A 6,141-nucleotide genomic window follows, 5' to 3' on the forward strand; every position below is an offset into this window, starting at 1 on the left:
TAATGAAATCAGCGAAATTTCGGCGACGATAAGAGTGGAAAGTTATAAAAAACTGTCATTTATAACAGTTTCCTTCCTCAGCCATTACGCCTCCAATGTATCGGACGGCAGCTTCAATTCACTTGCCTGAAGCATCGAATCGAACACAAGGACTCGAGGAAAATTTCATGCACACTTCAATGAATGCTCAACTGCGCCAGAATGGCGACATCGACACAAGCTTTGGCACCGATGGTTATCTTCGTCCGACGGGTGACCTGGGCAGGATTCTGACGATAGCGTTGTCGAAAAATGACGCGATCACTCACGCGACTGAGCTTAATGGACAGATGTCGCTCGACCGCGCGCTGATCGATGGAACAAAGGATGCGGGGTTCAACGCACAAAGGTGGAATTTCGAAGAGGGTGACACCTCCCGCCCCAATCGCTTGTTATTACAAAAGCTCGCCGGTAACGAACAAGACGAAAGGATCGTTATCGTTGGTGAGTCCTTGGTCGAGTATGAGCCAAGTTTCTATCGCTATCGACCAGCCGTTATGCGCTTACTTCCAAACGGCAGCCCTGACTTGGTGTTCGGTCGCAGAATCCTGCCGCAACCGGACGATGCCCGTCCTGAATTCGGTGTCTCAACTCCCACCAGCGACGGTTGCTTGCAGCAAGATGGCAAACTTCTGATCGTGGCCAATTACGATACCGGTAGCCTGGCCATACACCACAGCAGGCTGTATCGCCTCACTGAAACGGGCGAGCTGGATAATCAATTTGGCCAGGGAGGTTTCGTTGAAATCCGGCTGCAGGGAAAACCATCGCGTGTAGGTTCCGTGCAGGTTCAGAGCAATGGCAACATTGTCGTTGCGGGAAGACACGAATTCGGTATTGCCACACTTGCCCGCTACCTGCCTTCTGGAGAACTCGACGGCTCCTTCGGGGACTGCGGCTTCATTGACATCCGCATCCAATCGGCAGCCGAAAAAACGCAACCTCCAACGCACTTGGTCAATAACCCATCCCGGCTTCTCGTAATGGCTGATGACCGAATTGTTTTCACGGCCCATAGGCGCGTCTCCGAGAAAGACCAGGGCTTGCTCATGCGCCTGACCGCAGACGGTCAACCAGACTCGAGTTTCAATGGCGGCAATCTGGTTTGCATGGACCGCGACTCGATGCACGTTGAATTGGCAACGGTCGCGGTACAAGCAGACGGCAAAATCGTCGTCGCAGGGAGGGGAGTCAATCGCGATCTGCCCTCAAATCAAATCTACGGCCATAAGTGGCGCTTTCTCGAAAACGGCAGTCTCGACCCGACATTCAACAGCGAATCAGTCAGGGGCGAGTTTGCTGACATCGCCATCCAGACTAACGGACGCATTCTTCTCGCTGGCAGCAGCGGCTTCGCCTGGTCATCAAGGTTTCCGCAAATCACAGCGTTTACGGGCTAGTGAAAAAACCAGAAAAAATGCGCTCAAATGAGCGCATTTTTATTCGATACGAAGCTTCAGGCAAAGGTATCAATCAACGTCCCCAGCACTTCATCGGACGCTTTGGCGACTTTCGCGCCCAGTTCCACCTGGAATTTGCCTTGGGACAGTTCCACCACATTGCTGGCGAGGTCCGATTGCTGGCTGCGGTCGACGGCGCGCAGGCGATTCACTTGCACTTCGGAGGATTGGCTGGTGACCGAACGTTCGATGGTGCTGCTGGCGATCTGGCTGGCGGCTTGGTCGACGCGGTTTTGCCCCGTCTGAATGGTGCTCAGACCGGCATAAAAAGCGGTGTTTCCTGAGATTTCCATGGGCACACTCGTCCTGATAAGGGAGCAACAGCCGCCATTGAACCAGAGGTGCGGCCAAAATACCCGACAAAAACACTAATGGCACAGTGCCTTGTCATAGGCAAAACCCCTCAGTCCAGCAGATCCAGTTGCAGAAATTCCGCCACCGATTCGGCACTGACCAGCTTCAGTTTCGGCACGCGCCCCAGGCACGGCGCGGGCAAGCGCTCGGCCAGGGTCGCCAGATTCTCCTCAAGCCGCGAGGTCTTGGCGTCGATGATATTCGCCACCCAACCCGCCAATTGGAGGCCGTCCCGGGCAATGGCCTCGGCGGTGAGCAACGCATGGTTGATGCAGCCCAGGCGCACACCGACCACCAGAATCACCGGCAATTTCAACGCTTTGGCCAAGTCCGACAGATTGTCTTGATCGGCCAGCGGCACCCGCCAACCACCCGCGCCTTCGATCAGGGTGAAATCCGCCCGTTGCTCAAGGATTTGCCGCATCGGCGCCAGTAACGATTGCACGGTCAGCGCCACGCCGGCCTCACGCGCCGCCAGGTGCGGCGCGATCGCCGGCTCGAAGGCCACCGGATTGACCTGGTTGTAGGTCAACGGCAGCGAGCACTCGGCCAACAGCGCCAGGGCGTCGGAATTGCGCAAGCCTTTGGGAGTCACCTCGCAGCCGGACGCCACCGGTTTGCCCGCTGCCGTGCTTAACCCGGCCACGCGCGCCGCGTGCAGCAGCCCCGCCGCCACCGTGGTTTTACCGACGTCGGTGTCCGTGCCGGTGATGAAGTAGGCTGCGCTCATAACGGTTTCTCCAACACGGCGTAAACCACCTGATAAGTCGCCGGCAATCCTTGCGGCTGACGAAACTGCTCATAGGCCTCGACCAGCCCGAGAATCCGTGCCCGCCCGGTCAAACCACCGGGACGCCCGGGATTCAGGTTGTGCGCACCCAAGGCTTTCAACTCATGCGTCAGGCTGCGTACATCAGGGTAGTGCAACACGTGAGCGCTGCTCTGCAACGACTGCACATTCAATCCGCTCGCCGCGCACAACGCTTGATAGCCACTGAACTCACGGAAGCGATTGACGTGCACCAGGCCATCGACCTGGCGCCAACTGTCACGCAGTTCATACAGCGTGCCTACACACAGGCTAGCAAACGCAAAAATACCGCCCGGTTTCAGCACCCGGCACGCCTCGCTCAACACCGCCGTGAAGTCGGCGCACCACTGCACCGCCAGGCTGGAAAACACCAGGTCACAACTGTCATCGCGCAACGGCAACTGCTCGGCGTCGCCGGCGATAAAGTGCGTGGCGCCACCCAATGGCCGCGCGTGCTGCAGCATGCCCTCGGCGATGTCCAACGCCAGCCCTTCAGCCTGGGGAAACCGCTCAGCGAGTGCTCGAGTGAAATAGCCCGTGCCGCTGCCCATGTCCAGCCAACGGTTGGCCTGCAGGTCGCTCGATAAACGCCGCAACAACTCGGCGCCGACATCGCGCTGCAACGCCGCGACGCTGTCGTAGCTGGTCGCCGCGCGGGAGAACGACGCCGCCACCTGACGTTTGTCGGGCAAGCCGCCGGGCGGGGCTGGAAGGGATAGGTCAGTCATCACCACTCTCATGCAGAAACGCCTGGATCGCCCCCGCCACACCGTGGGGATCGTCCAGCAGAAAACCATGGCCGGCCTGTTCGATCAGGCCAATTTCAATATCGGGTAGCAGGGCCAGCAGATCACCGGCGGCTTCGGCCGGGACCAGTCCGTCGAGGCCGGCGAACAGGTGCAATTGCGGCCCGCGATACGCCTGCAACGCCGGACGCGTATCGAGCTGTGCCAGCAGTTGCAGCCCATCCACTAACACCGGCTCCGTGGTCTGCGGCGCGCCGGCCCGCAGCCGCCGCGATAATCCGCGTGGGTCCTCGCAACCTTGGGCACACAGCAGGGAAAAGCGCTTCAACGTCGCCCGTGGATCGGCCTGGCAACCGGCGAGAAACGCGGCGAACGTGTCGTCGGCCATCGCACTGGGCCACTGTTCGCGGGCGACGAAGCATGGATTACTGGCCAGAGTCAGCAAGCCGCAACAACGGTCGCCTCGCCGCGCTGCCAATTCAGAAGCGAGCATCCCGCCCAGTGACCAGCCGCCGAGCCAGGCGTCCTGAGGCAAAATTGAATCGAGTTCATCGAGCCATTCACCGAGGTCGCTAGACTCAAGCGCCGGCAACGGCTCAATGTCGATTTGCAGGTATTCATCCAGACCATGCAACGCTGCGGCCAGCGGTTGCAGCGGCGAAACGCCCAGCCCCCAGCCGGGCAGCAGGATTAGACGGTTACGCATCGGGCTCCGCTCCCAGTCGGGCAAAACAATCGGCCAGTCCTTCTAACAATAGCTGCACCTGCGTTTCGCTGTGCGCAGCCGTGAGGGTTACGCGCAAGCGCGCGCTGCCGGCGGGCACGGTCGGCGGGCGGATCGCGGTGACCATCAAGCCGCGTTCGCGCAGCATCTGCGACAGGCGCATCGCGCGCCCGGCATCGCCAATCAGGATCGGCTGGATCGGCGTAAAACTGTCCATGAGTTGCAGGCCGATCTGTTCGGCGCCCCGGCGGAATTGACGGATCAGCAGGTTAAGGTGCTCGCGCCGCCAATGCTCGTTGCGCAGTAACTCCAGGCTTTTCAGGGTCGCGCAAGCCAGCGCCGGCGGCTGACTGGTGGTGTAGATGTACGGACGGGCGAACTGGATCAAGGTTTCGATCAGCTCTTCGCTTCCGGCGACAAACGCGCCCGCCGTGCCGAACGCCTTGCCCAGTGTTCCCACCAGCACCGGTACATCGCCCGGGCACAGGCCGAAATGCTCGACGATGCCGCCGCCCGTGGCGCCCAGCGGCCCGAAGCCGTGAGCGTCGTCCACCATCAACCATGCGCCTTTGGCCTTGGCTTGCCGCGCGAGCGCTGGCAGGTCAGCAAGGTCGCCATCCATGCTGAACACCCCATCGGTGACCACCAGGGTATTGCCGGTGGCTTTTTCCAGGCGCGAGGCCAGGCTGGTGGCGTCGTTGTGCAGGTAACGATTGAAACGCGCGCCGGACAACAAACCGGCGTCGAGTAAGGACGCGTGGTTGAGCCGGTCTTCCAGCACCGTATCGCCCTGCCCGACCAACGCAGTGACCGCGCCGAGATTGGCCATGTATCCAGTGCTGAACAGCAGCGCTCGCGGCCGACCAGTCAGGTCCGCCAAGGCTTCCTCCAAGGCGTGATGCGGGCCGCTGTGGCCGATCACCAGATGCGACGCGCCGCCGCCAACTCCCCAGCGGGAGGCACCGGCACGCCAGGCTTCGATCACTTGCGGATGATTGGCCAGGCCCAGGTAATCGTTGTTACAGAAGGCCAGCAAGCGCTGGCCGTCGACCACCACTTCCGGGCCCTGTGGGCTGTCCAGCAGCGGTCGTTGGCGGTAAAGGTTTTCGGCACGGCGGGCAGCAAGGCGTGCGGCGAGATCGAAAGACATGCAGGCCTCGATTATCAAATGTCACGTGAACGCCGTGGGAGTGAGCCTGCTTGCGAAGAGCCGGTCGCGTTCAACATAAATGTCGGCTGTCAGACCGCGTTCGCGAGCAGGCTCGCTCCCACAGGGTTTTGCATTGCATCAAGGAAGGTCAAAGCGCCGCGTTATAAAACTGTTCGCTACTCTTCTGTTCCACCAAGGCCTGCTCGATGGCAGCCTGGTGTACTTCATCGGCGTGCTCTTCGCGGGCTTCCGGCAGGATGCCCAGGCGCGAGAACAACTGCATGTCCTTGTCGGCCTGCGGATTGGCGGTGGTCAGCAGTTTGTCGCCGTAGAAGATCGAGTTGGCACCGGCGAAGAACGCCAAGGCCTGCATCTGCTCGTTCATGGCTTCGCGGCCGGCCGACAGGCGCACGTGGGATTGCGGCATCAGAATGCGCGCCACCGCCAGCATGCGGATGAAGTCGAACGGATCAATGTCTTCGGCGTTTTCCAGCGGCGTGCCGGCAACTTTCACCAGCATGTTGATCGGCACCGATTCCGGATGCTCCGGCAGATTGGCCAACTGGATCAGCAGATTGGCGCGATCATCCAGCGATTCGCCCATGCCAAGAATGCCGCCGGAGCAGATTTTCATCCCCGACTCACGCACATAGGCCAGGGTTTGCAGGCGCTCGCTGTAGGTGCGGGTGGTGATGATGCTGCCGTAGAACTCCGGCGAGGTGTCGAGGTTGTGGTTGTAGTAGTCGAGACCAGCCTGGGCCAACGCTTCAGTCTGTTCCTGGTCGAGTCGGCCGAGGGTCATGCAGGTTTCCAGGCCCATGGCTTTCACGCCCTGAACCATCTGCAGCACGTAGGGC

Annotated in this window: 7 protein-coding genes; 1 reads left to right on the forward strand and 6 read right to left on the reverse strand. The window is 60.4% G+C overall.

The window, feature by feature from the left end:
- The first annotated feature begins 167 nt into the window (after nucleotides 1-167).
- Nucleotides 168-1,439: an NHL repeat-containing protein gene (locus RG836_RS11585; RefSeq protein WP_310845542.1), complete on the forward strand. Its 1,272-nt coding sequence runs from the start codon at nucleotides 168-170 to the stop codon at nucleotides 1,437-1,439.
- A 56-nt stretch (nucleotides 1,440-1,495) separates the two neighbouring features.
- Here RG836_RS11585 and RG836_RS11590 read toward each other — a convergent pair whose 3' ends face one another.
- From RG836_RS11590 to bioB, 6 genes are all read right to left on the reverse strand, one after another.
- Nucleotides 1,496-1,792, reverse strand: a complete 297-nt coding sequence (locus RG836_RS11590) for a pyrroloquinoline quinone biosynthesis protein PqqE (protein WP_310845543.1) — start codon at nucleotides 1,790-1,792, stop codon at nucleotides 1,496-1,498.
- Nucleotides 1,793-1,902: 110 nt separating this feature from the next.
- A complete protein-coding gene (bioD, locus tag RG836_RS11595) occupies nucleotides 1,903-2,583 on the reverse strand; it encodes a dethiobiotin synthase (protein WP_310845544.1) in 681 nt (226 codons plus the stop codon).
- A complete protein-coding gene (gene bioC / locus RG836_RS11600; protein WP_310845545.1) occupies nucleotides 2,580-3,392 on the reverse strand; it encodes a malonyl-ACP O-methyltransferase BioC in 813 nt (270 codons plus the stop codon). The genes bioD and bioC overlap by 4 nt, the downstream gene beginning before the upstream one ends.
- Nucleotides 3,385-4,116: an alpha/beta fold hydrolase gene (locus RG836_RS11605; RefSeq protein WP_310845546.1), complete on the reverse strand. Its 732-nt coding sequence runs from the start codon at nucleotides 4,114-4,116 to the stop codon at nucleotides 3,385-3,387. Before RG836_RS11605 ends, bioC begins: the two co-directional genes overlap by 8 nt.
- Entirely contained in the window at nucleotides 4,109-5,284 is a 1,176-nt protein-coding gene (bioF, locus tag RG836_RS11610; RefSeq protein WP_310845548.1) for an 8-amino-7-oxononanoate synthase, read from the reverse strand. The genes RG836_RS11605 and bioF overlap by 8 nt, the downstream gene beginning before the upstream one ends.
- Nucleotides 5,285-5,432: 148 nt before the next feature.
- A partial coding sequence (gene bioB / locus RG836_RS11615; protein WP_310845549.1) for a biotin synthase BioB occupies nucleotides 5,433-6,141 on the reverse strand: 709 nt, incomplete at its 5' end.

Source organism: Pseudomonas rhizozeae (assembly GCF_031583775.1).
Lineage (GTDB): Bacteria > Pseudomonadota > Gammaproteobacteria > Pseudomonadales > Pseudomonadaceae > Aquipseudomonas.